The following is a 22,901-nucleotide window of genomic DNA, read 5'->3' as shown; positions in this document are numbered from 1 at the left end:
TCCACGTCAGTTCCCGACCGGCGTGCCGGCGCCGGCACGCATTCCGTTCGGCGGGCCGGCCGGTGCCGGCGCCGGAACCTCGTCGGTGATCACCGCGCCGGTGAACTGCGCCCGGTAGAGCCGGGCGTACGCGCCACCGGCGGCGACGAGCTGCTCGTGGGTGCCCTGCTCCACGATCCGGCCCTGCTCCATCATCAGGATCAGGTCGGCGTCGCGGATGGTGGAGAGCCGGTGCGCGATGACGAAGCTCGTCCGGTCCGAGCGCAGCGCCGCCATGGCGCGCTGGAGCAGCACCTCGGTGCGGGTGTCCACCGAGCTTGTCGCCTCGTCCAGGATCAGCAGTGACGGCTCGGCCAGGAACGCGCGGGCGATGGTGATGAGCTGCTTCTCGCCGGCGCTGACGTTGCTGCCCTCCTCGTCGATCACGGTGTCGTAGCCGTCCGGCAGGCTGCGGACGAACCGGTCCACGAACGTGGCCCGCGCGGCGGCGAGGATCTCCTCCTCGGTGGCGTCCGGGCGGCCGTAGGCGATGTTGTCCCGGATGGTGCCGCCGAACAGCCAGGTGTCCTGCAGCACCATGCCGATCCGGCCGCGCAGGTCGTCGCGGCGCATCGTGGAGATGTCCACCCCGTCCAGCGTGATCCGGCCGGCGTCCAGCTCGTAGAACCGCATGACCAGGTTGACCAGCGTGGTCTTGCCCGCGCCGGTGGGACCGACGATGGCGACAGTGTGGCCCGGCTCGGCGACCAGGGACAGGTCGTCGATGAGCGGCTTCTCCGGGTCGTACCGGAAGGAGACGTGCTCGAACTCGACCCGCCCGTGCGGGTCGGCGATCCGGGCCGGCTCGGCCGGGTCGGGGCTCTGCTCGTCGGCGTCGAGCACCGCGAAGACCCGCTCGGCCGAGGCCACGCCGGACTGCAGCAGGTTGGCCATCGACGCGACCTGGGTGAGTGGCTGGGTGAACTGCCGCGAGTACTGGATGAACGCCTGCACGTCACCGAGGCTCATCGAGCCCGACGCCACCCGCAGCCCGCCGACCACCGCGATCGCGACGTAGCTGAGGTTCCCGATGAAGAACATCGCCGGCATGATGATGCCGGAGACGAACTGCGCGCCGAAGCTGGCCCGGAACAACTCCTCGTTCTTGGCGTGGAAGGCGGCCTCGACCTCCTTCTGCCGGCCGAAGACCTTGACCAGCTCGTGCCCGGTGTACGCCTCCTCGATCTGGCCGTTCAGCTCGCCGGTGTGCTTCCACTGCGCGATGAACTTGCCCTGGGACCGCTTCGCGATCTGGCCGGTGACCACCACCGACAGCGGCACCGCGACCAGCGCGACCAGCGCCAGCAACGGCGAGATCCAGAACATCATCCCGAGTACGCCGACGACTGTGAGCAGCGACGTGAGCAACTGGCTCAGCGTCTGCTGCAGCGTCTGCGACACGTTGTCGATGTCGTTCGTGACCCGGCTCAGCAGCTCACCCCGGGGCTGCTTGTCGAAGTACGGCAGCGGCAGCCGGTTGAGCTTGTCCTCCACGTCGGCGCGCAGCTTGAGCACGGTGCGCTGCACCACCCCGTTGAGCACCCAGCCCTGCGCCCACTGCAGGATGCTCGCGCCGATGTAGAGCACCACCGCGAACGCCAGCACCCGGCCCAGCGCGTCGAAGTCGATGCCGGCGCCGGGGATGACGTCCATCCGGGCCAGCATGTCGGCGAAGTTGCCGTTGCCCTCGGCGCGGGCCGCCTCCGCCGCTGCCTCGGTGGTGGTGCCGGGCGGGAGCTGCCGCCCGATCACCCCGCTGAAGATGATGTCGGTGGCGTGGCCGAGCACCTTCGGTCCGACGACGCTGAGCCCGACGCTGCCCAGGGCCAGCGCGAGCACGCCGGTGAGCTGGAGTCGGTACGGCCGCAGCCGCCCCAGCAGGCGGCGCGCCGACGGCCCGAAGTTCATCGCCTTCTCGGCCGGCATGCCCATGTTCATGTGCGGCGGTCCACCGGCGGGCCGGCGTCCGGCCGGAGGCAGCCGCTTCGGTTCGTTCTTCTGCTGCGGCACCGGCGCGCTCACGCGGCCACCTCCGCCGTCTGCTGCGACGCCACGATCTCGGCGTACGTGGGGCAGCTCTCCAGCAGTTCCTCATGTCGTCCCATCCCGACGACACCCCCGTCCTCGAGCACGATGATCTGGTCGGCGTCGACGATCGTGGAGACCCGCTGGGCCACGATCACCACCGCCGCGTCCGCGGTGACCGGCTTGAGGGCGGCCCGCAGCCGGGCGTCCGTGCCGAGGTCGAGCGCGGAGAAGGAGTCGTCGAAGAGATAGATCTCCGGTTTGCGTACGAGCGCGCGGGCGATCGCCAGCCGTTGCCGCTGGCCACCGGAGACGTTCGTGCCGCCCTGCGCGATCGGCGCGTCCAGTCCGCCCGCCATCTCGGCGACGAAGTCACGCGCCTGGGCGATCTCCAGTGCGGCCCACAGGTCCGCGTCGGTGGCGTCCGGGTTGCCGTACCGCAGGTTGCTGGCGACGGTGCCGCTGAACAGGTACGGCCGCTGGGGTACCAGCCCGATCCGCCGCCACAGCTCATCCGGGGCGAGTTCCCGGACGTCCACGCCGTCGACCAGGACGGCGCCGGCGGTCGGGTCGACCAGCCGGGGGATCAGGGTCAGCAGCGTCGTCTTGCCGGCGCCGGTGGAGCCGATGATCGCGGTGGTCCGGCCCGGTTCGGCCCGGAACGAGATGTCGTGCAGCACCGGCGCGCTCGCGCCCGGGTACTGGAATCCGGCGCCGCGCAGTTCCAGCTCGCCGTGGCCGGTGACCTCGGTGACCGGGTCGGGCGCCGGCACCACCGACGAGTCGGTGTCCAGCACCTCCTCGATGCGTTCGGCGCAGACCGCGGCCCGGGGCACCATCATCAGCATGAAGGTGGCCATCATGACCGCCATCAGGATCTGCATCAGGTACTGCAGGAACGCGGTAAGCGCGCCGACCTGGATCTGGCCGGAGTCGACGCGCGCCGCGCCGAACCAGAGCACCGCGACGCTGGAGACGTTCAGGACCAGCATCACGATCGGGAAGATCAGCGCCTGGAGCCGTCCGATCCGCAGCGCGGTGGCGGTCAGGTCGGTGTTCGCCGCCCGGAACCGGTCGGTCTCGTACGGCTCCCGGACGAAGGCCCGGACCACCCGGATGCCGGTGATCTGCTCGCGCATCACCCGGTTGACGGTGTCGATCCGGGTCTGCATGAGCCGGAAGCCCGGCACCATCCGGCGGATGATCAGGCCCAGCGCGACGGCGAGCACCGGTACGCAGACCAGCATCAGCCAGGAGAGCCCGACGTCCTCGCGCAGCGCCATCACCACGCCGCCGACGCTCATGATCGGCGCGGCGACCAGCATGGTGCAGCTCAGCAGCACCAGCATCTGCACCTGCTGGACGTCGTTGGTGTTGCGGGTGATCAGGGACGGCGCGCCGAACCGGGCCACCTCGCGGGCGGAGAAGCTGTTCACCCGCCGGAAGATGGCGCCCCGCACGTCGCGGCCGAAGCCCATCGCGGTCTTCGCCCCGAAGTAGACGGCGGCGATCGAGCAGGCGATCTGGAGCAGGCTGACGAGCAGCATCCAGCCGCCCGTACGCAGGATCTGGTCGGTGTCGCCGACGGCGACGCCGCGGTCGATGATGTCGGCGTTGAGGCTGGGCAGGTAGAGCGAGGCGATGGTGCCGACGAACTGGAACGCCACCACGGCGACCAGCCATCGTCGGTACGGGCGTAGATGTGTGCGGAGCAGGCGGATCAACACGGATGGCTCCCCGTTGGCGGCTCGGTGTCGGACTCGCTGTCCCGGTTCAACCGACGGAGGTCTCCGTCGGACATGCCGGTGATGATTTCGATCAGGAACTCGCGGATGACCGCCCGCTTGTCCGGGTCGGCGTCGACGGACGTCAGTGGCCGGTCGCTGTGGATCATGTCGATGATGGTGCGGGCGTGCTCGCCGCCCTTGTCGGTGAGGGCGAGCCGGACGGTGCGGCGGTCCTCGGGCGCGCGGCGCCTGGTGACGAAGCCGTCGCGTTCGAGGGTGTCCACGATGCCGGTGAGCGTGGCGGGCCGGACGAAGCACAGCTCGGCCATTTCCCGGTGGCTCACGTCGCCGGATCGGAGGAGGATCATCAGGACCCGCATGCCGGCGGACGTGAGCCCGTGGTGTTCGGCGAGGTAACGCCCCCAGTGCTGCTCGACGACGTGGCCGGCGATGGAGACCAGCCGGCCGAGTGGCGCGTGGTGCAGGGCGTCGGGGAAGCGGACGAGCGGGCCCATGTTCACGAGCGTCAGATTAGCTCCCGAACCATCAGGGCCCAAACTATTTCTGAGAATCTCCTCAGCCGCGGTCGGCGCGGGCGCGCGGAGGCTCGTCCGGGGCGGTGGCGACGTACTCGCGCATCACCTCGGTGACCTCGCGCAGGAACGCTGTGGTGGCCTCGGCCTGCTCGGGGGTGAGCCGGGAGACGGCCCGGTCGACGCCGACGAGCATCGGGCGCAGCGCCTCCAGCACCTCACCCACGCCGCTCTCGGTCACCTGGAGGCTGAGCCGACGCCGGTCGTGCGGGTGCGGGGCCCGGGCGACGTGACCGGCCTGCACCAGCCGGTCCACGAGCGTGGTCGCCGAGGCGGACCGGATGCCGAGCCGGTTGCCCAGTTCGACCGGGCCCAGTGGCTCCGGGCTGGAGATCAGGTGATGGATCGCGGCGGCGTCGGTCGAGTTGAGGCCCAGGCGGCGGGCCAGCGCGGCCCGGGTGTCACCGGCGATCCGCAGCACCTCGCGCAGCGCCCGGGAGGTCTCGCTGCTCGGCGGCGGACCCGGTGCGGGCTCCCCGGTTGACGGCACCCCCTCCATGGGATAAAGCTAGCACTTCGGGTAGCTAGAAAATCTAGCTAAAGGGAGGGCACCATGCGCGGCGACGGGCGCGGACGCTGGTTCGGGCTGCTGGCCATCAGCCTCGGCGTAGCGATGATCATCGTGGACGCCACCATCGTGAACGTCGCGGTGCCGCAGATCATCCGGGACCTCGACATCACCTCCACCGACGCGCAGTGGGTGCAGGAGGCGTACACCCTGGTCTTCGCCGCGTTGCTGCTGGTCGCCGGCCGCTTCGCCGACCGGTCCGGACGGCGGCGGATGTTTCTCGTCGGCGTCACAGTGTTCGTGGTCGCCAGCGTCCTCGCCGCGCTCGCCGGCTCCGGCGAGACGCTCATCGCCGCCCGGGTGCTCCAGGGCGTCGGCGGGGCGATGATGCTGCCCACCTCGCTCTCCCTGCTCAACGCCAACTTCACCGGCCGGGAGAAGGGCATCGCGTTCGCCGTCTGGGGCTCCACCATCGGTGGCGCGGCAGCGCTCGGGCCGCTGCTCGGCGGCTGGCTCACCACCACGTACTCCTGGCGGTGGGCCTTCGGCATCAACGTCCCGGTCAGCCTCGCCGTGATCGTGGCGACGCTCGTGCTGGTGGCCGAGTCCCGCGACGACCGGGCCGAACGCGGCCTGGACCTCACCGGCGCGCTGCTCTCCGTGATCGGCATGACCGGCGTGGTCTTCGCGCTGATCGAGGGCCGCACCTACGGCTGGTGGGAGCGGGAACGGCCGTTCAGCCTCTTCGGGCTGGAGTGGACCGCGTCGATCTCACCGGTGCCGGTGGCCGCGCTCCTCGGGCTCGCCGCGCTCGGGCTCTTCCTGACCCAGCAGGTACGCCGCAACCGGGCCGGCCGTCCGGCACTGCTCGACCTGTCGCTGTTCGGCATCGGCTCGTTCCGCAACGGCATCCTGGCCGCCGCGATCGTCAGCCTGGGCGAGTTCGGCCTGCTGTTCGCGCTGCCGCTGTGGTTCCAGAACGTGCTCGGCTACAGCGCCTTCCGGACCGGCCTGGCGCTGCTGCCGCTCGCCGTCGGCAGCTTCCTGGCCAGCGGCATCGGCGCGCCGCTGACTCAGCGCTGGGGCGCGGCCCGGGTGGTCCAGCTCGGTGTCGCCGCCGAACTGGTCGGCGTGGCCGGGCTCGGATTCGTGGTCGCGCCGGACACCAGCTGGTGGGCGCCGGTGGGCTTCCTGTTCGTCTACGGCGTCGGCGTCGGCCTGGCCACCGCCCAGCTCACCGGCGTCTCGCTGTCCGAGGTGCCGGTACGCCGCAGCGGCCAGGGCTCGGGCCTGCAGAGCACCGCCCGGCAGGTCGGCTCCGCGCTCGGCATCGCGGTCCTCGGCACCGTGCTCTTCGCCGGCCTCGGCGGGCTGCTCGGCGACCGCCTGGCCGACCAGCCCGGACTCGACCCGGCCCAGCGGGACCAGGTGGTCAGCGCGGTCAAGGAGAGCGCCGGCGCGGCGATCGGCGGGCTGGAGGCGGACCCGCGTACCGCGCCGATCGCCGAGGAGGCGAAGGCGGCGTTCTCCGACGCCACCCGGTACGCGGCGTTCGCGGGCGCCGGCTTCCTGCTGATCGGTCTGGTCGCCTGCCTGCGCCTGCCGACAGTTCGCCACGGGGAGACCGGGGAGTCCCAGCCCGCCGAAGCGGAGCCGTCCCGGGCCTGAGCCGGGTTCCGCCGGTCGGCGTGGGCGGGCGGGGTCGCCGGGCCCGCGGCGGGTCATCCGCCGAGGGTCACCGCCAGCGCCGCGGCCACGAAGACGACCTGGAGCACGGTACGGACGCCGAGCGGCGTCACCGGGCGCCCGGCGAGCATGAGGCGTCGCCGTGCGGCTGACACGTTGGCCGGGAACATGGCGAGCATCAGCAGTGCCAGCCCGGCCGCCGCCGGGCGCGCGGTGGCCGGGAACAGCAGCGCGAGCGCGCCGGCCAGTTCCAGTACGCCGGTGACGGTGACCAGCAAGGCCGGCCGGGGCAGCGACGGCGGGACCATCGCGATGAGGCCGGCGCGGCGGGACACGAAGTGGGCCACGCCGGTCAGCACGAACATCAGCGCCAGCCCCACTCGCAGCGCGGGGTGCCACCCGTCCAGGGCGTCCACGCCGAGCAGGCCGGCTATCCGGGCCAGCGCGGTGCCGGCGAGCAGTGCGATCAGGGGTGCCATTGTCGATCCCTCCGACGAAAATCTTGTCGCTGACAAGATTGCGGCGATGGTGCCATCTTGTCAATGACAAGTTAGGGTGACTGCATGGCCTCGTACCACCACGGCGACCTCCGCCGCGTCCTGCTGAGCACCGCCGCCGAGGCGATCGCCGAGTCCGGACCGGCCGCGCTGAGCCTGCGTGAGCTGGCTCGGCGCGCCGGGGTCTCGCACGCCGCGCCGGCGCACCACTTCGGCGACAAGGCCGGGCTGCTCACCGCGTTCGCCACCCAGGGCTTCGACCTGCTCGCCGACGCGTTGCGGCAGGCCGGGGACGACCTGCTCGACACCGGCGTGGCCTACGTCGGGTTCGCGGTGCGGCACCGGGCGCACTTCGACGTCATGTTCCGGCCCGAGCTGTACCGGGCCGACGACCCGGAGCTGGTCGCCGCCCGCGCCCGCTCCGGCGACGTGCTGCGCGAGGGGGTGGCCCGGCACACCGGGCGGGAGCCGGACGCCGACGCGCTCGCCGCCTGGTCGATCGTGCACGGCTTCGCCACGCTCTGGCTCTCCGGCGCGCTGCCGCCACGGGTGGGCGACGACCCGGAGGCTGCCGCCCGTACCGTGATCAGGCGGTTGTTCGACTGAGCGGGACCGAACGTCACCAGCTCGTCGGCAGCGGCATCCCCTCGGTGTAGCCGGCGGCGCTCTGCACACCGACGAGCGCCCGCTCGTGGAACTCCTCCAGGCTGCGCGCGCCCGCGTAGGTGAACGCGCTGCGCACCCCGGAGATGATCTCGTCGATCAGGTCCTCGACGCCGGGCCGGTTCGGGTCCAGGTACATCCGGGCCGAGGAGATGCCCTCCTCGAAGATCGCCTTCCGGGCCCTGTCGAACGCGCTGTCCTCGGCCGTACGGGCGCTCACCGCACGCGAGGACGCCATGCCGAAGCTCTCCTTGTAGCGCCGCCCGTCGGCGTCGGTGTACAGGTCGCCGGGGGACTCGTAGGTGCCGGCGAACCAGGAGCCGATCATCACGTTCGACGCGCCCGCGGCCAGCGCCAGCGCCACGTCGCGCGGGTGGCGTACGCCGCCGTCGGCCCACACGTGCCGCCCCAGCGAGCGGGCCGCCGCGGCGCAGTCGAGCACCGCGGAGAACTGCGGACGGCCCACGCCGGTCATCATCCGGGTGGTGCACATCGCGCCCGGCCCGACACCCACCTTCACGATGTCCGCACCGGCGTCGACCAGGTCGCGTACGCCATCAGCGGTGACCACGTTCCCCGCCGCCACCGGCACCGGCGGGTCCAGCCGGCGGACCGCCCGCAGCGCCTGGAGCATCCGCTCCTGGTGCCCGTGCGCGGTGTCCACGACGAGCGTGTCCACCCCGGCCTCCAGCAGCGCGGCGGCCTTGCCGGTGACGTCGCCGTTGATGCCCACGGCGGCGGCGATCCGCAACCGCCCCCGGTCGTCCACCGCGGGCTTGTACAGCGTGGCGCGCAGCGCGCCCTGCCGGGTCAGCACCCCGACCAGGCGGCCGTCGCCGTCCACCACCGGCGCGATCCGCCGCCGGCCCGCCGACAGCCGGTCGAATCCGGTACGCGGGTCCGCGTCCGCCGGCACGGTGTGCAGCTCGGTCGACATCACGTGCCGGAGCTGGGCGAAGCGGTCCACCCCGACGGTGTCCGCCTCGGTCACCACGCCCATCGGCCGGCCGTCCCCGTCGACCACCACCACCGCGCCGTGCGACCGCTTCGGCAGCAGATGGATGGCGTCGCCGACGGTGTCGGTCGGGCCGAGGGCGATCGCCGTGTCGTGCACCAGGTGCCGCTGCTTGACCCAGCCCACCACGTCGGCGACGACCTCGATCGGGATGTCCTGTGGGATCACCGCCACCGCGCCGCGCCGGGCCACCGTCTCGGCCATCCGCCGGCCCGCGACGGCCGTCATGTTCGCCACCACGAGCGGGATGGTGGTACCCGTCCCGTCGGTGGTGGCCAGGTCGACGTCGAGCCGGGAGCCCACCTCGGACCGGTTGGGCGCCATGAAGACGTCGTTGTAGGTCAGGTCGTGCGCGGGGACCGCGCCGTGAAGGAACCGCACCCGGCCATCATTCCCGCCCCGGGCCGTGCCCGCCCCCGGTGGTGGCTCACACCACCCGGCCTCGCGCTGTTAAGAAGGGGCCCCTTCACTACCTCAGGCGTTAAGAAGGGGCCCTTCCTTACACCTCAGGCGATGGTGCAGATCGCGGCGCCGGACGTGATCACCGCGCCGACCTCGGCGGCGAGCCCGCTGACCGTGCCGGCCTTGTGCGCGTGCAGCGGCTGCTCCATCTTCATCGCCTCCAGCACCACGACCAGGTCGCCCTCGGCCACCTCGTCGCCGTCGGCGACCGCGATCTTCACGATCGTGCCCTGCATCGGCGAGGTGAGCGTGTCGCCGCTGACCGCGGCACCCGCCTTGCCTCCGCCGCCCCGGCGGGCCGGCTTCTTCGCGGCGGGCGCGGCTGCCGCCGTACCCGCGCCGAGCCCGGCGGGGAGGACGACCTCCAGCCGCTTGCCGCCCACCTCGACCACGACGGTCTCGCGCTCGGCCGGCTCGTCGGCGGCGCCGGCGGCGGCGGTGAACGCCGGTACGGTGTTGTCCCACTCGGTCTCGATCCACCGGGTGTGCACGGTGAACGGTTCGGCGGTGAACGCCTCGTCGCGGATCACCAGGCGGTGGAAGGGCAGCGCGGTGGCCATGCCGTCGACCACCATCTCGTCGAGCGCCCGGCGGGCCCGCTCCAGCGCCTCGGCGCGCGTCTCGCCGACGATGATCACCTTGGCGAGCAGCGAGTCGAAGTTGCCGCCGATCACGTCGCCGGCCGAGATGCCGGTGTCCACCCGCACGCCCGGCCCGGAGGGCAGGCGCAGCGCGGTGACGGTGCCCGGCGCGGGCAGGAAGTTGCGGCCCGGGTCCTCGCCGTTGATCCGGAACTCGATGGCGTGTCCGCGCGGCGTCGGGTCCTCGGTGAAGCGCAGCTTCTCCCCGTCGGCGATGCGGAACTGCTCGCGTACCAGGTCGATGCCGGCGGTCTCCTCGGTCACCGGGTGCTCGACCTGCAGCCGCGTGTTCACCTCCAGGAAGGAGATCGTGCCGTCCGCGCCGACCAGGTATTCCACGGTGCCGGCGCCGTGGTAGCCGGCCTCGCGGCAGATGGCCTTGGCGCTGTCGTGGATCTGGGCGCGCTGGGCGTCGGTGAGGAACGGCGCGGGCGCCTCCTCGACCAGCTTCTGGTGCCGGCGCTGCAGCGAGCAGTCCCGGGTGCCCACCACGATCACGTTGCCGTGCTGGTCGGCCAGCACCTGCGCCTCGACGTGGCGCGGCTTGTCGAGGTAGCGCTCGACGAAGCACTCGCCCCGGCCGAACGCGGCGACCGCCTCGCGGGTGGCCGACTCGAACAGGTGCGGGATCTCCTCCATGGTGCGGGCGACCTTGAGGCCGCGCCCGCCACCGCCGAAGGCGGCCTTGATGGCGACCGGCAGGCCGTGGTCGACGGCGAACGCCATCACCTCGTCCGCGTTGCCCACCGGGTCGGGGGTGCCGGGCACCAGCGGCGCGCCGGCGCGCTGCGCGATGTGCCGGGCGGTCACCTTGTCGCCGAGGTCGCGGATCGCCTGCGGGGTGGGCCCGATCCAGGTGAGCCCGGCGTCGATGACGGCCTGGGCGAAGTCGGCGTTCTCGGAGAGGAAGCCGTAGCCGGGGTGCACCGCGTCCGCGCCGGAGCGGGCCGCGACGTCGATCAGCTTGTCGATGCGCAGGTAGCTGTCCGCGGCGGTGTCGCCGCCGAGCGCGTACGCCTCGTCGGCGAGCGTGGCGTGCAGGGCGTCCCGGTCCGAGTCCGCGTAGACGGCGACGCTCGCCAGGCCGGCGTCGCGACAGGCGCGAATGACGCGGACGGCGATCTCGCCGCGGTTGGCGATGAGAACCTTGCGCACCTTGAGGCTCCTCCCGGGAGGTCGTTGCCGGGAGTTTAGCGGCCTGCCTGCGGAGCCTAACGATCGCTCAGTGTGGGATGCGGCACTGTAGTCAAATTTGCCTATTACGCTTGTCGGGTGTCGGCAACGAGGATGATGATTCTGGGCCTGGTCCGGTGGATGCAGCCGGTGCACGGCTACGACGTGCGCCGTGAGCTGCTGAGCTGGAGCGCGGACAAGTGGGCCAACGTGCAGCCCGGCTCGATCTACCACGCGCTGCGCAAACTCACCGACGAGGGCCTGCTGCGGACCGTCTCGGTCGAGCAGGTGGGCGCCCGCCCGGCCCGCACCACGTACGAGGTGACGGCGAAGGGGGAGGACGAGTTCGAGACGCTGCTGCGCGCGCAGTGGTGGCAGGTGCAGGAGCCGCCGGACCCGTTCGTGGCGGCGTTCTCCTTCCTGCCGGCGATGCCGCGCGAGGAGGCCGCGGCGGCGCTGCGCAACCGGGCGAACCTCCTTCGCGCCGGGGTCGAGTCGATGCGCGCCTCGCTCGACTCGGACTGGGTACGCACCCGCAAGCCGGTGCACGTCGGGTGGATGTTCGAGCTGTGGCTGGCCCGCGCCGAGGCGGAGACGGCGTGGTGCGAGCGGATCGCGGAGCGGATCGAGTCGGGAGTGTCGTACCTGCCGGATGGGATGGAGCGGGCCGAGGGCTGGTCGGGCTGGACCGACGGCTCCCGATGACACGACATAATCAACGTTGACCAAAGAAGCTATATCGCGTTAGCCTCGGCAGGAATCGCGGGGGATTCGTGCGTCCTCGCGGACGATCGGCGGCCGGTCAGGCCCGCCCGGACGACCAGGAGCAGAAATGATCGAGACCAGGGGGTTGCGGAAGTCGTACCGCTCCCGCGAGGGTCGCGAGACGAAGACCGTGGACGCCGTCCGCGGCGTCAACCTCGACGTCGCCGAGGGGGAGATCTTCGGCTTCCTCGGGCCCAACGGCGCCGGCAAGACCACCACGCTACGGATGCTCGCCACGCTCATCGAGCCGGACGGCGGCGAGGCCACCGTGGCCGGCGCCGACCTGCGCAAGGACCCGGCCGAGGTGCGCCGCCGGATCGGGTACGTGGCCCAGGGCGGCAGCACCTGGGACGAGTCGAGCGCCCGCGAGGAGCTGGTGCTCCAGGCCCGCCTCTACGGCATCAGCAAGGCCGAGGCGCACCGACGCGCCGAGCGCGCGCTCGAAGCCTTCCAGCTCACCGAGTACGCCGACCGCAAGTGCAAGACCTACTCCGGCGGCCAGCGCCGGCGGGTCGAGATCGCGCTCGGCATCATCCACGAGCCGAAGATCGTCTTCCTGGACGAGCCGACCACCGGCCTCGACCCGCAGAGCCGCGCGCACATGTGGGACGAGATCCGCCGGCTGCGTACCGAGGGGATGACCGTCTTCATCACCACGCACTACCTGGACGAGGCGGACGCGCTCTGCGACCGCATCGCGATCATGGATCACGGCGAGATCGTCGCCGAGGGCACGCCGGCCGAGCTGAAGCGGGAGATCTCCGGCGAGGTGGTGATCGTCGGACTGGACGCCCCGAGCACCCCGCGCGCCGCCGAACTGCTCGACACCGAGGCGTACGTGAGCAAGCTGGAGACCGTTGACGAGGGCGGCCTGCGCCTCTACGTCGACGAGGGCGCCACCGCCATCCCGCAGGTGCTGCGCCGCCTCGACCACGCCGGGCTGGACCTGCGCTCGATCGAGCTGCACCGGCCCAGCCTCGACGACGTCTTCCTCACCAAGACCGGCCGCTCGCTGCGCGAGTCCTGAACCCCGGAGAAGCTGTCATGAAACTCGCCCGCGACACCTGGCTGATCTTCCAGCGCCAGACGCAACTGCTGCTGCGCAACCCGGTGTGGATCTTCGTCGGCGTCTTCCAGCCGGTGATGTACCTGCTCCTGTTCGCCCCGCTGCTCAAGCCCGCGCTGAACGCCCCGACGCAGGCCGCCGCGTACAAGATCTTCGTGCCCGGCCTGCTCGTGCTGCTGGCCATCTTCGGCGGCCTGTTCCAGGGCTTCGGCCTGATCGCCGAACTGCGGGCCGGCGTGATCGAGCGCTCCCGGGTCACCCCGGTCAGCCGGCTCGCGCTGCTGCTCGGCCGGTCCCTGCGGGACGTGGTCTCGCTCATCGCGCAGGCGATCATCATCACGCTGCTGGCGCTCGCGTTCGACCTGCGCGTCTTCATCGGCAACCTGCTCCTGGCGTACCTGATGCTCGCCCTCATCGCGCTGATGACCTCGGCCGTCTCCTACGGCATCGCGCTCAAGGTCAAGAGCGAGGACGCGCTCGCCCCGCTCATGAACACCGTCGCGCAGCCGGTGCTGCTGCTCTCCGGCATCCTGCTGCCGCTCACCTTCGCCCCCGGCTGGCTCCAGGGCGTCGCCAAGTGGAACCCGTTCTCCTGGGCGGTCGAGGGCACGCGCGCGCTGTTCAACGGCGACCTCGGCAACGACCGCGTCTGGCAGGGCCTCGGCATCATCGCGGTGCTCGCCGCCGCAGGCGTTTTCTGGGCCGCCCGCCAGTTCGCCCGCAGTGTCCGCTGACCAGGGGAGACGTACCTCTCAGGAGGCAGGGGGCACCGGCGCCACGCGCGTAGCTTGGGCCGGTGCCCCGCCTCACCCGTGACCGGATCACCTGGCTGACCTACGCCCAGCTCGGTCTCTGGGGCTTCTTCCTCTACGGATTCGGCCCGGTCGTACCGCTGCTCCGCGACGAACAGGGCACCAGCGCCGCCGTCGCCGGCCTGCACAGCACCGGCATCGCCGTCGGCGCGCTGGCCGGCGGAGCGCTGTTCGCCCCGATCGCCCGCCGCCTCGGCCGCGGCCCCGCCATCTGGCTCGGCCTCGCCGGCGTCGCCGCCGGCGTCACCGCGCTCGGCCTGCTCCGCCCGCTACCGACCACGCTCGCCGCCGTCGCGGTCATCGCCACCTTCGGCATGATGATCGTCAGTGGCGTCAGCGTGGTGCTCACCGCCCGGCACGGACCCGCCGCCCCCGCCGCGCTCACCGAGGCCAACGCCGCGTGCGCCGGCATGGGCATCCTGGCGCCGCTGACCATCGGCGCCAGCGTCGACGCCGGCCTCGGCTGGCGACCGCTGATGGCCGTCGAGGTCGGGCTGATCACGCTTGTCGCGCTCGCGGCTCTGACCTTCCGGGTACGCGGGCCGAACCGCGCCCCCGCTGTCGCGGCTGCCGGCACACCGGTCCCCGTGGCCGCATCCACCCGGGTGCCCGCCGTCCCCACGTCCGGGATGGCCGAGGCCGCCGCGCCCGCTCCGGCAGTCCCCGCCGTCGGCGCATCCGACGCCGCCGTGCCCGCTTCGGGCGCTCCCGTCACCGTGTCGTCCGGGGGTGCCGCGCCTGTGCCCGCTTCGGCCGTGCCCGCGCCGGGGTTGCCGGCGTCGGAGGTGCCCGCCTCCGGGGTGCGTGGGGCAGCGGGGCGGCTGCCGCGTGCGTACTGGATCGCCTGGGTTCTGATGTCCGTCACCGGGTCGATCGAGGTCTGCCTGTCGCTCTGGACCGCCGACGTGCTGCGGACCCACGCCGGGCTGAGCGCGGGCGGGGCGTCGGCGGCGGTGGCCGCGATCGTCTGCGGCATGTTCGCCGGCCGGATCGCCGGTGGCCGGGCCGCGCTGCGCTGGCCGCCGGTGCCGCTGCTGCTCGGCGCGCTCACCGTCTCGCTGGCCGGGTTCGCGCTGTTCTGGGGCAGTACGGTCGGCTGGCTCGCCGTCACCGGCCTGGTCGTGCTCGGCCTGGGCAACGCGCTGCACTACCCGCTGGCGATCTCCATCGCGCTCGCAGTCGCCGGTCCGGCCGCCGACAAGGCGGCGGGCTGGTCGGCGTACTCGATGGGTGTGGGTTTCGGGATCGCGCCGGTCGCGCTCGGGTGGGTGGCCGACGGCGCCGGCCCGCACCCGGCGTTCCTGCTGCTGCCCGCTTTCATCGCGGTGGCGGTGCTGCTGACGGTGCGGCTGGGGCGTGCCTTGCCTGCGCCGGTCCGCGCGACTTGATCGACTCCGTTTCGGCGAGGTGGCGGTATCCGGTGTTCAGGGTTGCCGCCACTTCGGCGAGGTTGTGTTCGGGCCGGCTCAGAGCACTCGGGCGAGTGTGACGCCGTCGGCGATCGGCAGCATGACCGCCTCGACGCGCACGTCCGCGATCACCGCGTCGTTGAAGGCGGCGATCGCCCGGTCGTCGGCGTTTCGCGGGGCGAGCACCCGGCCGTCGCGCAGCGTGTTGTCGACGGCGACCACCGCGCCGGGGCGCATGCGCGGCACCAGCTCGTCCCAGTAGACCGGGTAGCCGACCTTGTCCGCGTCGATGAACGCGAAGTCCAGGTAACGCTCGCGGGGCAGCTCGCGCAGCGTCTGGGCGGCCGGGCCGATGCGCAGCTCGATCCGGTCCTGCACACCGGCGCGCTCCCAGTAGCGCCGGGCCACGCCCGTGTACTCCTCGGAGATGTCGAAGCAGGTCAGCCGCCCGCCATCGGCGAGCCCCCGGGCGATCGCCAGCGAGGAGAGGCCGGTGAACGTGCCCACCTCGACCGCCTGCCGTACGCCGAGCAGCCGGGTCAGGAACGTCAGGAACGCCGCCTGCTCCGGCGCGACCTGCATGACCGCCTCGGCGGGCAGGGCCGCCCGGGTCTCCTCGGCCAGCTCCCGGACGATCTCGTCCGGCGCGGACCCGTGGGCCACCAGGTAGGCGTGCAGTTCCGGGGTGAGCGGCAGAGGCTTCGTGGTCATGTCCGGACGTTAGCCGAGATGCTCGATCTCCTGGCCCCCGGGCGCGACCTTCGTCCACAGGTCGACGATGCTCAGCTCCACCTCGGCGAGCAGCCGGCGCAGCAACGGCAGGGACAACCCCACCACTGTGCCCGGGTCACCCTCGATCCCGGTCAGGAACGCGCCGCCCAGCCCGTCGATGGTGAACGCGCCGGCAACGGCCAGCGGCTCGCCCGTCGCCACGTACGCGGCGATCTCCTCGTCGCTGATGTCGGCGAAATGCACAGTGGTCGACGCGACGGCCTCGGCCCGCGACTCGTGCGTCACGTCGATCAGACTGTGCCCGGTGTGCAGGACACCGCTGCGCCCGCGCATCCGCTGCCACCGCCGGGTGGCGTCCGCCGCGTCATCAGGCTTGCCGAGGATCTCACCGTCGAAGGCCAGCACCGAGTCACAGCCGAGCACGAGAGTGCGCTCGTCCGGCGACGGCCGCAGCCGATCGCGTACGGCCTGCGCCTTCAACCGGGCCAACTCCAGACACAGATCCTCGGCGCGCTCGCTGACCACCTGCGACTCGTCCACGCCGCTGACCAGCACGTCGGGCTCGATGCCAGCGGCCTGGAGCAACTTGCGGCGGGCGGGAGACTGCGAGGCGAGCACGAGGCGCACCGGTACGGAGGTCGACACCCCGCCGACGCTACCGGCTGACCCTCGGCGGCGGGTCGTCGGCACGTCGGCGCCGACGCCAGAACAGGTATCCGCCGCCCGCCGCCACCAGCACACCCAGGGTGGCGAGCCCGCGTACGGTCGCGCTGCTGTCGTCGCCCTTTTCCGGGGCTGCCTTCGCCGATGCCGGTGGGGTGACGTTCGAGGACTCGAAGCCGAGCGGGGGGACGTCGGCGGTGAGCGCCGCTACCAGGTCGATGACGCCGTAGCCGTACTGGTCGTCGCGGCCTGGTGGTCCCTTGTCGACGGCGGTGGCGGTCAGCCGGTGGGCGACTTCCTGCGCGGGGAGGTTGGGGTACTTGGAGCGGATCAGGGCAGCAGCGCCGGCAACAATCGCGGTAGCACTGGATGTCCCCGTGCCCTTCGAATATTTGCCGCCGTAGCTGGTGCTGTAGATATCAACGGCTGGGGCAGCGACCTCGATCTTGGATCCTGTGACGGAAATTTGGGCGTGGTTCCCGGCCTGATCGGTCCCGCCTACGGCGATCACACCTTCCTCTGCAGCTGGATAGCCGATCGTCGCAGCTTCCGGGAGGTTGCCGACGCCTGCGATAACGACTATGTCTGCAGCGAGTGCGCTCTTTACTGATCGAATCAGCCTCTCGCTCGCGACGCCGGCGCTCGAGATGCTTATGACTCCGGCATGCTGCGTGACTGCATAATCTATTGCCTCGGCGAGCTTGTCCGCCTCGCCATAGTTGTCCGAGGTGGAGGAGATTATTGGGAGAACCTTGGCTTCCGGTGCTATGCCGAGTGCGCCGATTTCCCTGCCAGATCCGTGGGCGGCGATAAGTCCCGCCATGGCGGTTCCGTGACTGTTCGCGTCGCGCAAACCATCGCCGCTTCCCGTCAGAACATTCCTTCCTTCAAGCAGGTTTTGGGAGAGGTCCGGATGAGGGTCAACTCCAGTGTCGGGGACGGCTACCAGTACCCCGGCTCCGCGAGAGATCTTATGAGCTTCATTCACCCTGAGGAAGTCCAGATGCCACTGATCTTTCCGGACTCGCAATGCATCCTCTGGCGCGGCTGGCTGCGCTGCTTGGGCTGAGATGAAGCTGACGACGGCCAAAATCGAGAGGGCGATGCGCATGTTGAATCAGTCAGCGATCTCGCCCGATGGCTGGTCCCGGATCGATCGGACCATCATCGGTCGGAGGTAGCACCACTGGACTAACCCCCTTGTCGGTCTCCCAGGGGTTGTCTTGATCCCATGGTCGAGAAACTCCACTCGTCTCGTCCCGACGACCGGGTCGGTTAGTCGTGGAGGGGTAGCCGCCGAGAGGTGATCCGCCCATCGGGCCCATCACGGGGTTTCTTCCAATCCCGGGACGCGATCCAGCATTGCCGGCGGGCGCGGTACCCGCGCCGCCACCTCCTATGACACCGCCGACGGGATTTACCCTGCGCGGGGTGGTATTCGGAGAAGACGGCTGGACGAGACCCGGGCCGAATGGTTGACCGATCAACCCGTTCGGCTGCGTGCGAGGGAGGAAGTTCTTCGGCGCCTCGCCTGAAACCGGGCTGCCAGTGAAGGGGTGAGGTCGAGCATCTCGCGGAGGCGGGCTAGCACCTAGAGCGCCAGGAACGGTTGGGGGAAGGGGAGTCGCACTCGGCAACGATGGGGGAGTCGATGAAACGTTTGGTGTGGTGATGCTTGGAGGAGGCGTCAAGGTGGAACCGGCGCCGCCAAGGATTGGTCCGACGCCCACGGTGGGGGGATTTTGTGGTCCTTGGCCGGAGGTGCCGCCGAGCGGCGCTGGCTTTGACCTTGGGCCTGGACTTGTGACAGTAACCGGAACGATTGGTGGAATAACTGGTGCTGCCCCGCTGGCCCCGTAGACATCTGGGTTATTCGTCTCGATGCCAGGCCGAGGAGCAGCCGGCGGGCGCTGGAGCATGACCTGGGCGTGCTGCAGCTCGCCGCTCAACCCCGTCATCAACCCGCGCGCCCGTACGTTCAACTGCTCCAAGTCGTCGTCCGTGACCGGGGGCCGTTCCGGCAACCGGCTACCCGCCACCGCCTTCGGGTCGGCGATCGTCGCCTCGTACGCCCGCTTCTGCCGCAGCCTCTTCTCGTACTCCTCGTGCAGGGGTTGCAGCTCGGCCCGCGCGCTGCCGATGGCGCGGGTGGCGGCGGCGAGCGCGTCGTAGTTCGCGGCGGCGGCGTCGTGGGTGCGCTGCACGCGGTCGATGAGCTGGTCGAGTTCGGCGATGTACGCCCGCGCGGCGGCGTTGGTCTCGGGCGGCCAGGCCTCGGCGAGGCCGCGGCGGTATTCCCGCAGCCGACTCAGGTGGGTCAGCGCGAGGTCACAGACCTTGCGCCAACCGGCGACCTGCTTCCACTGGCCGGCGGTGTCCTGGTCCTGGAGGCACGCCCACATGCTGAGGACGTCCATCAGCCGCCAGTCGGTCAGCCCGGAGGTGCGTCCGCTGCCCCGTTCGATCACGGCAGGATCACCCGGCTCTGTTCGGGGGCGGTGGGGTCGGCCAGTGGCGGCAGCGGGCGGGCGACGGTGCTCGACGGCCCGGCGAGTGCCCGTTCGACGTCGGTGACCCGTGCGGAGGAGAACGCGTCGGCGTCGCCGTAGTGGTTGGCGATCCGGCCGGCGGCGTCGGCGAGCCGGCCGGTGGCGGGTGCCAGGTCCCACACGGCGCTGACCGCTGCCGTCTGGGTGTCGTGGTGGGCCTGGAGGAAATGGACCAGCTCGATGAAGGCGTCGGCCGGGTTCGGCACCGGGGCCTTCATGTCGTCGGCGATGTACGACAAATGCGGCGAGTAGTTGCGCGTCACCTCGTCCTGGAGGCGGTCGGCGAACTCCCGCATCTGTCGGATGTCGGCCTCGATGCCGCCGTAGCCGCGCAGCCAGCCGGCTGGCTGGTTGTCCTCCGGGATCATCGGAGCCTCCTGCCCGTCACCACACGGTTTCCCTGAGTGAGGTTAGTGGCTCAACGTGGATCCCGGCAGCCCCGCCCGGCGCCGCGGGTGGAACCAGACGTCAGCGGGGCAGGCCGGAGGCCCGCCACGCGCCGGCGCCGGCGACCGGGCCGGCGAGGGCGGGACGTGCGCTGCGCGCCCACTGCGACACGGGGGCCGGCGTGGCGGCCTGGGCCGGGCGGGTACGCACCATGATCGCGCCGACCAGAGCGGCCAGCTCCTCGGCGGTGGGCACGCCGCGGACGATCCGGAACAGCGGCTCTTCGGCAGACATGCCCCAAGGGTAACCGTCACGAATTCGACCTTCGCCGTACAGTGGCGTGCCGACGGTGTAGGCGTCGCAGCGGCCGGGTACGGTTTCTGCGATGTCGAACGCGCTCCCCCAACTCGTCGCCGACCGGTACCGGCTTATCACGCCGCTCGGTCAGGGCGGCATGGGCCGCGTCTGGAAGGCGCGGGACGAGGTGCTGCACCGGGACGTGGCCATCAAGGAACTGGTCCCGCCGCCCGGCCTCACCCCCGAGGAGCGCCGCGAGATGCGCGAGCGCTCGCTGCGGGAGGCGCGGGCGATCGCCCGGCTCAACAACGTCAACGTGGTCCGCATCTTCGACGTGCTGCGCACCGACGGCGATCCGTGGATCGTCATGGAGTACGTGGCGTCGAAGTCGTTGCAGGACACCATCGCCGAGGACGGTCCGGTCTCGTCGGCCAAGGCGGTCGAGATCGGCCTCGGCGTGCTGAACGCGCTGAAGGCCGCGCACAAGGCGGGCATCATGCACCGCGACGTCAAGCCGGGCAACGTGCTGCTCGGCGAGGACGGCCGCGTGGTGCTCACCGACTTCGGCCTGGCCACGATCCCCGGCGACCCGAACGTGACGCGCACCGGCATGGTGCTCGGTTCGCCCGCGTACATCTCGCCGGAGCGGGCGCGGGACGGCACGGCCGGGCCGGAGGCCGACCTCTGGTCGCTCGGCGCCACGCTCTACGCGGCGGTCGAGGGCAAGTCGCCGTACGCGCGTCCGTCGGCGATCGCCACGCTGGCGGCGCTCGCCACCGAGCCGCTGCCGCCGCCGCGCAACGCCGGGCCGCTCAAGCCGGTGCTCCAGGGCCTGCTGCGCAAGGACCCGGACGAGCGGATCACCGCCGAGGTGGCGGAGCGCATGCTGCGCAAGGCCGCCGGTCGCCGGGCCAAGGGCATTTCACTGCTGGACGGCGTACGCCGGCCGGGGCCGAACGGTCCGCGCGTGCCGCGCCCGCCGCTGGTGCCGGCGCCGCGCCCGGCCGACCAGGCCGAGCGCGCGGCGACCTCGGTCTCCGGGGCCGCCACCGGGGGTACGGCCGCGGCCGTCGACCCGACGGCGAAGGTGGCGGCGCCCAGCTCGGACGCCGGCCCGACGGCGAAGGTGGCTCCGCCGGCCGCCGATCCGACCACCAAGCTCGACCCGGCGCCTTCGACCGACGAGACCCGGGTGGACGACGAGGCCCCTGTCGACGGCGTCGACCCGGCGCTGGACGAGACGCGGCTCGACGGCGAGCCGGTCACCGACGCCCCGGCGCCGGTCAGCCCGGCCGTGTCCGGTTCCGCACCGGTCAGCCCGGCTCCGGTGCAGGAGGCGCAGTCGACCGGCCGGGCCACGGTGCTGCCGGTCGAGAAGTCCGCGCCCAACCGGCGCAACCTGCTGATCGGCGCGCTGGTACTGCTGCTGCTCGTCGGTCTGGTGGTGGCCGTCCCGCTGCTGAACAACGGTGACGACGGCGACGCCGGTGAGCCGACGGCCGGCACCTCCGCGTCGGCGGCGCCGCCGCCCGCGGCGAGCGAGAGCGCGTCCCCGAGCGCCCCGGCGACCAGCGCGTCGGCCAGCCCCACGCCGTCGGCCAGCCCCTCGGCGTCCGGGGCCGCGTTGCCGGCCGGCTGGCGTCTCTACACCGGCCCGAACGGCTTCAAGGTGCCGATCCCGAACGGTTTCGAGGCGCGGGTCCGCAGCGACAACGTCGTGCTCTATGAGGTCGGTGGCGCTCGGCGGGTGCTGTTCATCCAGTGGACGCCGAACCCGAAGAAGGACGCGTACGCGGACTGGAAGAGCCAGGAGTCGAGCCGGCGCAACTTCGTGCGCAACTACAAACTGGTCGGCATCACCAAGTGCGACCCCTACTTCCGCACCTGCGCCGACTGGGACTGGCTGGAGACGCGCAACGGCGACACCCGCTTCCACGTCCGCAACCGTGGTGTGGCGACCGCCAGCAACCGGGGCTTCGCGCTGCGCTGGGAGGTCCCGGCGAAGGACTGGGACGCCAACCTGGCGAACTGGGAGATCATCACCAAGGGCTTCGTGCCGGACCGTCAGAACTGACCGGGAATCCCGCCGGTCACGAAACTCGCTCGCATGGCTTTCCGTCCTCGGGGGTATGAATCCCTCCGACGACGGAAGGAGGCGCGACATGGGTTACCGACGCAGGGACACCGGCCCGCGGCTGGCACTGTGGATGCTCGTTGCGCTCGGCGACGTCGTGCTGCTCCTGATCGCCGCCGGCCTGTCCGCGCCGGTCGCGGTCCTCGGTGTGCTGACCCTCACGATCGCGGGTGTGGCGGCGTGGCGCTGGATGCGCCGGACGCCCGTGCCGGCCTCCGCGCGCCGCAGAGCCTGAGCCACGTACGACGCGACAGTGGGACCGCCTCGCACGGAGGCGGTCCCACTGTCGTAAGCCGGTGGATCAGGTGTTGTTGGCCAGGGCGATCAGCCGGCTGCGGTCACCGTTCCAGTAGTTGCGGTCCACGTTGCCGCTGATCCCGGAGACGGAGCCGGTGCTCGTGTACTGCCAGAAGCTGTAGAACGGAGCGCCGGCCGGCAGGGTGCCGGGCGAGCTGGCCCAGCGGGCGATCCACAGCGGGTGGTTGGCCCACGGGCCGCTCCAGCTGCCGGTGCACTGGTTCCACCAGCTCGTCGTGGTGTAGATGACCGCGTACCGGCCGGTGCGGGAGCGGTAGGTGTTGAGGAAGTCCTGGACCCAGTTGCGCATGCCGGTGGTGCTCAGGCCGTAGCAGTAGCCGCCGCTGTACGGGTTGCCCTCCAGGTCCAGCGCGGCGGGCAGCGTACGGCTGTCGGCCGACCAGGCGCCGCCGTTGCTGGCCAGGTAGTTGGCCTGGGTGGAACCGGCGGAGATGTTCGGCCGGGCGAAGTGGTATGCCCCGCGGATCACCCCGGCGTTGTACGCGTTGACGTAGTTCGCGTTGAAGTTCGGGTCCTTGTAGCTCGTGCCCTCGGTGGCCTTGATGAAGGCGAACTGGATGCCCGCGTTGCGCACGCTGGTCCAGTTGATGCTGCCCTGGTAACGGGAGACGTCGATCCCGGGCGTGGTCGCGGCGGCGGCCGGTCCGGCGGTCGCCACGAGGGCCACGGCCGCGGTGGCGGCGGCGGCCAGGCCGGCAGCGAGGAGCCGGCGTACGGAGAGTCTGGTACGGGCCATGGTT

22 protein-coding genes are annotated in these 22,901 nt (G+C 71.6%); 9 read left to right on the top strand and 13 right to left on the bottom strand.

Annotated elements, in window-relative coordinates; genetic code table 11:
- Positions 1 to 6 precede the first annotated feature (6 nt).
- From DQE82_RS04180 to DQE82_RS04165, 4 genes are all read right to left on the bottom strand, one after another.
- Positions 7 to 2,061, bottom strand: a complete 2,055-nt coding sequence (locus DQE82_RS04180) for an ABC transporter ATP-binding protein (protein ID WP_043326707.1) — start codon at positions 2,059 to 2,061, stop codon at positions 7 to 9.
- Positions 2,058 to 3,791: an ABC transporter ATP-binding protein gene (locus DQE82_RS04175; RefSeq protein WP_064447642.1), complete on the bottom strand. Its 1,734-nt coding sequence runs from the start codon at positions 3,789 to 3,791 to the stop codon at positions 2,058 to 2,060. Before DQE82_RS04175 ends, DQE82_RS04180 begins: the two co-directional genes overlap by 4 nt.
- A complete protein-coding gene (locus DQE82_RS04170) occupies positions 3,785 to 4,306 on the bottom strand; it encodes a MarR family winged helix-turn-helix transcriptional regulator (protein ID WP_043330646.1) in 522 nt (173 codons plus the stop codon). The genes DQE82_RS04175 and DQE82_RS04170 overlap by 7 nt, the downstream gene beginning before the upstream one ends.
- 61 nt (positions 4,307 to 4,367) lie before the next feature.
- Positions 4,368 to 4,883 (bottom strand): MarR family winged helix-turn-helix transcriptional regulator, encoded by a 516-nt coding sequence (locus tag DQE82_RS04165; RefSeq protein WP_064447643.1) that lies wholly within the window; start codon positions 4,881 to 4,883, stop codon positions 4,368 to 4,370.
- A 54-nt stretch (positions 4,884 to 4,937) separates the two neighbouring features.
- On the opposite strand from DQE82_RS04165, the gene DQE82_RS04160 reads away from it, so the two are divergent.
- The gene (locus DQE82_RS04160) at positions 4,938 to 6,560 is read left to right on the top strand and encodes an MFS transporter (protein ID WP_113972047.1); all 1,623 of its coding nucleotides are present in this window, start codon (positions 4,938 to 4,940) and stop codon (positions 6,558 to 6,560) included.
- A gap of 53 nt (positions 6,561 to 6,613) precedes the next feature.
- Here DQE82_RS04160 and DQE82_RS04155 read toward each other — a convergent pair whose 3' ends face one another.
- A complete protein-coding gene (locus tag DQE82_RS04155; RefSeq protein WP_113972046.1) occupies positions 6,614 to 7,057 on the bottom strand; it encodes a DoxX family membrane protein in 444 nt (147 codons plus the stop codon).
- 84 nt (positions 7,058 to 7,141) lie between these two features.
- Here DQE82_RS04155 and DQE82_RS04150 point away from each other — a divergent pair, with 84 nt between their 5' ends.
- Positions 7,142 to 7,681 carry a TetR/AcrR family transcriptional regulator gene (locus DQE82_RS04150; RefSeq protein WP_064447645.1) on the top strand — a complete coding sequence of 180 codons (540 nt, stop codon included), beginning with the start codon at positions 7,142 to 7,144 and terminating at the stop codon, positions 7,679 to 7,681.
- Between the two features lie 13 nt (positions 7,682 to 7,694).
- Here DQE82_RS04150 and DQE82_RS04145 read toward each other — a convergent pair whose 3' ends face one another.
- Together DQE82_RS04145 and DQE82_RS04140 are read right to left on the bottom strand one after the other, a co-directional pair.
- Positions 7,695 to 9,134, bottom strand: coding sequence for a GuaB1 family IMP dehydrogenase-related protein (locus DQE82_RS04145; protein ID WP_043326696.1), 1,440 nt, complete (start codon positions 9,132 to 9,134; stop codon positions 7,695 to 7,697).
- Between the two features lie 125 nt (positions 9,135 to 9,259).
- Positions 9,260 to 11,011, bottom strand: a complete 1,752-nt coding sequence (locus tag DQE82_RS04140; protein ID WP_069087149.1) for a biotin carboxylase N-terminal domain-containing protein — start codon at positions 11,009 to 11,011, stop codon at positions 9,260 to 9,262.
- 132 nt (positions 11,012 to 11,143) lie between these two features.
- Between DQE82_RS04140 and DQE82_RS04135 the strand changes: the two genes are divergently transcribed.
- The 4 genes from DQE82_RS04135 to DQE82_RS04120 all read left to right on the top strand — a co-directional run bounded on the left by DQE82_RS04135 (position 11,144) and on the right by DQE82_RS04120 (position 15,060).
- A complete protein-coding gene (locus tag DQE82_RS04135; RefSeq protein ID WP_043326691.1) occupies positions 11,144 to 11,734 on the top strand; it encodes a PadR family transcriptional regulator in 591 nt (196 codons plus the stop codon).
- A 127-nt stretch (positions 11,735 to 11,861) separates the two neighbouring features.
- The gene (locus DQE82_RS04130) at positions 11,862 to 12,821 is read left to right on the top strand and encodes a daunorubicin resistance protein DrrA family ABC transporter ATP-binding protein (RefSeq protein WP_043326688.1); all 960 of its coding nucleotides are present in this window, start codon (positions 11,862 to 11,864) and stop codon (positions 12,819 to 12,821) included.
- A gap of 17 nt (positions 12,822 to 12,838) precedes the next feature.
- Complete coding sequence (locus tag DQE82_RS04125; protein WP_013284036.1) at positions 12,839 to 13,594, top strand: ABC transporter permease; 756 nt, start codon at positions 12,839 to 12,841, stop codon at positions 13,592 to 13,594.
- A 62-nt stretch (positions 13,595 to 13,656) separates the two neighbouring features.
- The gene (locus DQE82_RS04120) at positions 13,657 to 15,060 is read left to right on the top strand and encodes a sugar MFS transporter (RefSeq protein ID WP_113972045.1); all 1,404 of its coding nucleotides are present in this window, start codon (positions 13,657 to 13,659) and stop codon (positions 15,058 to 15,060) included.
- A gap of 78 nt (positions 15,061 to 15,138) precedes the next feature.
- Here DQE82_RS04120 and DQE82_RS04115 read toward each other — a convergent pair whose 3' ends face one another.
- The 3 genes from DQE82_RS04115 to DQE82_RS04105 are packed head-to-tail and all read right to left on the bottom strand — an operon-like array spanning position 15,139 to position 17,587.
- A complete protein-coding gene (locus DQE82_RS04115; RefSeq protein ID WP_043326681.1) occupies positions 15,139 to 15,792 on the bottom strand; it encodes an O-methyltransferase in 654 nt (217 codons plus the stop codon).
- Positions 15,793 to 15,801: 9 nt separating this feature from the next.
- Positions 15,802 to 16,458 carry a nucleoside triphosphate pyrophosphatase gene (locus DQE82_RS04110; protein WP_043326679.1) on the bottom strand — a complete coding sequence of 219 codons (657 nt, stop codon included), beginning with the start codon at positions 16,456 to 16,458 and terminating at the stop codon, positions 15,802 to 15,804.
- A gap of 10 nt (positions 16,459 to 16,468) precedes the next feature.
- A complete protein-coding gene (locus tag DQE82_RS04105) occupies positions 16,469 to 17,587 on the bottom strand; it encodes a S8 family serine peptidase (RefSeq protein ID WP_113972044.1) in 1,119 nt (372 codons plus the stop codon).
- A gap of 806 nt (positions 17,588 to 18,393) precedes the next feature.
- On the opposite strand from DQE82_RS04105, the gene DQE82_RS31415 reads away from it, so the two are divergent.
- Positions 18,394 to 18,648 carry a hypothetical protein gene (locus tag DQE82_RS31415; protein WP_069087145.1) on the top strand — a complete coding sequence of 85 codons (255 nt, stop codon included), beginning with the start codon at positions 18,394 to 18,396 and terminating at the stop codon, positions 18,646 to 18,648.
- Positions 18,649 to 18,940: 292 nt separating this feature from the next.
- On the opposite strand, the gene DQE82_RS04095 is transcribed toward DQE82_RS31415, so the two are convergent.
- Both DQE82_RS04095 and DQE82_RS04090 read right to left on the bottom strand, forming a co-directional pair.
- Positions 18,941 to 19,393: a hypothetical protein gene (locus DQE82_RS04095; protein ID WP_113972043.1), complete on the bottom strand. Its 453-nt coding sequence runs from the start codon at positions 19,391 to 19,393 to the stop codon at positions 18,941 to 18,943.
- Between the two features lie 100 nt (positions 19,394 to 19,493).
- Positions 19,494 to 19,706 carry an acyl-CoA carboxylase subunit epsilon gene (locus tag DQE82_RS04090; protein ID WP_030501250.1) on the bottom strand — a complete coding sequence of 71 codons (213 nt, stop codon included), beginning with the start codon at positions 19,704 to 19,706 and terminating at the stop codon, positions 19,494 to 19,496.
- 91 nt (positions 19,707 to 19,797) lie between these two features.
- Between DQE82_RS04090 and DQE82_RS04085 the strand changes: the two genes are divergently transcribed.
- Together DQE82_RS04085 and DQE82_RS04080 are read left to right on the top strand one after the other, a co-directional pair.
- Entirely contained in the window at positions 19,798 to 21,783 is a 1,986-nt protein-coding gene (locus tag DQE82_RS04085; RefSeq protein ID WP_113972042.1) for a serine/threonine-protein kinase, read from the top strand.
- A gap of 88 nt (positions 21,784 to 21,871) precedes the next feature.
- Positions 21,872 to 22,078, top strand: a complete 207-nt coding sequence (locus tag DQE82_RS04080) for a hypothetical protein (RefSeq protein WP_043326669.1) — start codon at positions 21,872 to 21,874, stop codon at positions 22,076 to 22,078.
- A gap of 66 nt (positions 22,079 to 22,144) precedes the next feature.
- Here the strand turns inward: DQE82_RS04080 and DQE82_RS04075 are convergent, their stop codons facing one another.
- Positions 22,145 to 22,897: a GH25 family lysozyme gene (locus tag DQE82_RS04075; protein ID WP_043326667.1), complete on the bottom strand. Its 753-nt coding sequence runs from the start codon at positions 22,895 to 22,897 to the stop codon at positions 22,145 to 22,147.
- Positions 22,898 to 22,901 lie beyond the last annotated feature (4 nt).

It is taken from the genome of Micromonospora sp. LHW51205 (genome assembly GCF_003315815.1).
GTDB classification, from domain to species: domain Bacteria; phylum Actinomycetota; class Actinomycetes; order Mycobacteriales; family Micromonosporaceae; genus Micromonospora; species Micromonospora chalcea.
This window is presented reverse-complemented; position numbering and strand designations above follow the sequence as displayed.

Excerpts from the sequence above, each read along its gene's own strand:
- DQE82_RS04170 (WP_043330646.1), bottom strand. The coding sequence starts at position 4,306 with ATGGGCCCGCTCGTCCGCTTCCCCGACGCCCTGCACCACGCGCCACTC.
- DQE82_RS04165 (WP_064447643.1), bottom strand. The coding sequence starts at position 4,883 with ATGGAGGGGGTGCCGTCAACCGGGGAGCCCGCACCGGGTCCGCCGCCG.
- DQE82_RS04160 (WP_113972047.1), top strand. The coding sequence starts at position 4,938 with ATGCGCGGCGACGGGCGCGGACGCTGGTTCGGGCTGCTGGCCATCAGC.
- DQE82_RS04155 (WP_113972046.1), bottom strand. The coding sequence starts at position 7,057 with ATGGCACCCCTGATCGCACTGCTCGCCGGCACCGCGCTGGCCCGGATA.
- DQE82_RS04150 (WP_064447645.1), top strand. The coding sequence starts at position 7,142 with ATGGCCTCGTACCACCACGGCGACCTCCGCCGCGTCCTGCTGAGCACC.
- DQE82_RS04135 (WP_043326691.1), top strand. The coding sequence starts at position 11,144 with ATGATGATTCTGGGCCTGGTCCGGTGGATGCAGCCGGTGCACGGCTAC.
- DQE82_RS04130 (WP_043326688.1), top strand. The coding sequence starts at position 11,862 with ATGATCGAGACCAGGGGGTTGCGGAAGTCGTACCGCTCCCGCGAGGGT.
- DQE82_RS04125 (WP_013284036.1), top strand. The coding sequence starts at position 12,839 with ATGAAACTCGCCCGCGACACCTGGCTGATCTTCCAGCGCCAGACGCAA.
- DQE82_RS04115 (WP_043326681.1), bottom strand. The coding sequence starts at position 15,792 with ATGACCACGAAGCCTCTGCCGCTCACCCCGGAACTGCACGCCTACCTG.
- DQE82_RS04105 (WP_113972044.1), bottom strand. The coding sequence starts at position 17,587 with ATGCGCATCGCCCTCTCGATTTTGGCCGTCGTCAGCTTCATCTCAGCC.
- DQE82_RS31415 (WP_069087145.1), top strand. The coding sequence starts at position 18,394 with ATGACCTGGGCGTGCTGCAGCTCGCCGCTCAACCCCGTCATCAACCCG.
- DQE82_RS04095 (WP_113972043.1), bottom strand. The coding sequence starts at position 19,393 with ATGATCCCGGAGGACAACCAGCCAGCCGGCTGGCTGCGCGGCTACGGC.
- DQE82_RS04090 (WP_030501250.1), bottom strand. The coding sequence starts at position 19,706 with ATGTCTGCCGAAGAGCCGCTGTTCCGGATCGTCCGCGGCGTGCCCACC.
- DQE82_RS04085 (WP_113972042.1), top strand. The coding sequence starts at position 19,798 with ATGTCGAACGCGCTCCCCCAACTCGTCGCCGACCGGTACCGGCTTATC.
- DQE82_RS04080 (WP_043326669.1), top strand. The coding sequence starts at position 21,872 with ATGGGTTACCGACGCAGGGACACCGGCCCGCGGCTGGCACTGTGGATG.
- DQE82_RS04075 (WP_043326667.1), bottom strand. The coding sequence starts at position 22,897 with ATGGCCCGTACCAGACTCTCCGTACGCCGGCTCCTCGCTGCCGGCCTG.